The sequence below is a fragment of the Bacillus sp. JJ1521 genome (assembly GCF_036965165.1).
GTDB lineage: Bacteria > Bacillota > Bacilli > Bacillales > Bacillaceae_L > Ferdinandcohnia.
Genome location: NZ_JBALOX010000081.1, coordinates 1,749 through 4,631 on the forward strand (window position 1 = coordinate 1,749; position 2,883 = coordinate 4,631).

Here is a 2,883-nt window from a genome sequence, read left to right on the forward strand (position 1 = left end):
TTGATCCGAAGATTTCCGAATGGGGAAACCCACTGCTCGTAATGGAGTAGTATCCTTGCCTGAATACATAGGGTAAGTGAAGGTAGACCCGGGGAACTGAAACATCTTAGTACCCGGAGGAAGAGAAAGCAAACGCGATTTCCTGAGTAGCGGCGAGCGAAACGGAAGATAGCCCAAACCAAGAGGCTTGCCTCTTGGGGTTGTAGGACACTCTATACGGAGTTACAAAAGAGCGAAGTAGACGAAGCGACCTGGAAAGGTCCGTCAGAGAAGGTAACAACCCTGTAGTTGAAACTTCGTTCTCTCTTGAGTGGATCCTGAGTACGGCGGGACACGTGAAATCCCGTCGGAAGCTGGGAGGACCATCTCCCAAGGCTAAATACTCCCTAGTGACCGATAGTGAACCAGTACCGTGAGGGAAAGGTGAAAAGCACCCCGGGAGGGGAGTGAAATAGAACCTGAAACCGTGTGCCTACAAGTAGTCAAAGCACATTTATGTGTGATGGCGTGCCTTTTGTAGAATGAACCGGCGAGTTACGATCCCGTGCAAGGTTAAGTTGAAGAGACGGAGCCGCAGCGAAAGCGAGTCTGAATAGGGCGAATTAGTACGTGGTCGTAGACCCGAAACCAGGTGATCTACCCATGTCCAGGGTGAAGTTCAGGTAACACTGAATGGAGGCCCGAACCCACGCACGTTGAAAAGTGCGGGGATGAGGTGTGGGTAGCGGAGAAATTCCAATCGAACCTGGAGATAGCTGGTTCTCTCCGAAATAGCTTTAGGGCTAGCCTCGAGTATAGAGTCTTGGAGGTAGAGCACTGATTGGACTAGGGGCCCTCATCGGGTTACCGAATTCAGTCAAACTCCGAATGCCAAAGACTTGATTCTCGGGAGTCAGACTGCGAGTGATAAGATCCGTAGTCAAGAGGGAAACAGCCCAGACCACCAGCTAAGGTCCCCAAGTATACGTTAAGTGGAAAAGGATGTGGAGTTGCTTAGACAACCAGGATGTTGGCTTAGAAGCAGCCACCATTTAAAGAGTGCGTAATAGCTCACTGGTCGAGTGACTCTGCGCCGAAAATGTACCGGGGCTAAACGTATCACCGAAGCTGTGGATTGTTCTTACGAACAATGGTAGGAGAGCGTTCTAAGTGCCGTGAAGTCAGACCGAGAGGACTGGTGGAGCGCTTAGAAGTGAGAATGCCGGTATGAGTAGCGAAAGAGGGGTGAGAATCCCCTCCACCGAATGCCTAAGGTTTCCTGAGGAAGGCTCGTCCGCTCAGGGTTAGTCGGGACCTAAGCCGAGGCTGAAAAGCGTAGGCGATGGACAACAGGTTGATATTCCTGTACCACCTCTTTACCGTTTGAGCAATGGAGGGACGCAGGAGGATAGGGTAAGCGCGCTGTTGGATATGCGCGTCCAAGCAGTTAGACTGGTAAGTAGGCAAATCCGCTTACCGTAAGGTTGAGCTGTGATGGCGAGGGAAATTTAGTACCGAAGTTCCTGATTCCACACTGCCAAGAAAAGCTTCTAGCGAGGTAAATGGTGCCCGTACCGCAAACCGACACAGGTAGGCGAGGAGAGAATCCTAAGGTGATCGAGAGAACTCTCGTTAAGGAACTCGGCAAAATGACCCCGTAACTTCGGGAGAAGGGGTGCTTTTTAGGGTGAATAGCCCTGAAAAGCCGCAGTGAATAGGCCCAGGCGACTGTTTAGCAAAAACACAGGTCTCTGCGAAGCCGCAAGGCGAAGTATAGGGGCTGACACCTGCCCGGTGCTGGAAGGTTAAGAGGAGGGGTTAGCGCAAGCGAAGCTCTGAATTGAAGCCCCAGTAAACGGCGGCCGTAACTATAACGGTCCTAAGGTAGCGAAATTCCTTGTCAGGTAAGTTCTGACCCGCACGAAAGGTGTAACGATCTGGGCACTGTCTCAACGAGAGACTCGGTGAAATTATAGTACCTGTGAAGATGCAGGTTACCCGCGACAGGACGGAAAGACCCCGTGGAGCTTTACTGCAACCTGATATTGAATTTCGGTACAGCTTGTACAGGATAGGTAGGAGCCTTGGAAGCCGGAGCGCCAGCTTCGGTGGAGGCGTCGGTGGGATACTACCCTGGCTGTATTGAAATTCTAACCCGAAGGCCTTATCGGCCTTGGAGACAGTGTCAGGTGGGCAGTTTGACTGGGGCGGTCGCCTCCTAAAAAGTAACGGAGGCGCCCAAAGGTTCCCTCAGAATGGTTGGAAATCATTCGTAGAGTGTAAAGGCACAAGGGAGCTTGACTGCGAGACCTACAAGTCGAGCAGGGACGAAAGTCGGGCTTAGTGATCCGGTGGTTCCGCATGGAAGGGCCATCGCTCAACGGATAAAAGCTACCCCGGGGATAACAGGCTTATCTCCCCCAAGAGTCCACATCGACGGGGAGGTTTGGCACCTCGATGTCGGCTCATCGCATCCTGGGGCTGTAGTCGGTCCCAAGGGTTGGGCTGTTCGCCCATTAAAGCGGTACGCGAGCTGGGTTCAGAACGTCGTGAGACAGTTCGGTCCCTATCCGTCGTGGGCGTAGGAAATTTGAGAGGAGCTGTCCTTAGTACGAGAGGACCGGGATGGACACACCGCTGGTGTACCAGTTGTCCTGCCAAGGGCATAGCTGGGTAGCTATGTGTGGAAGGGATAAGTGCTGAAAGCATCTAAGCATGAAGCCCCCCTCAAGATGAGATTTCCCATAGTGTTAAACTAGTAAGATCCCTCGAAGATGACGAGGTTGATAGGTCAGAGGTGGAAGCATGGTGACATGTGCAGCTGACTGATACTAATCGATCGAGGACTTAACCAAAATCACTTCTAATGAATGTAGAAACGTTATCTAGTTTTGAAGGAATGAA

1 rRNA gene is annotated in these 2,883 nt (G+C 51.8%); it reads left to right on the forward strand.

The features are described 5' to 3' along the window. Window positions 1–2,835, forward strand: a 23S ribosomal RNA gene (locus V7147_RS12925). Window positions 2,836–2,883 lie beyond the last annotated feature (48 nt).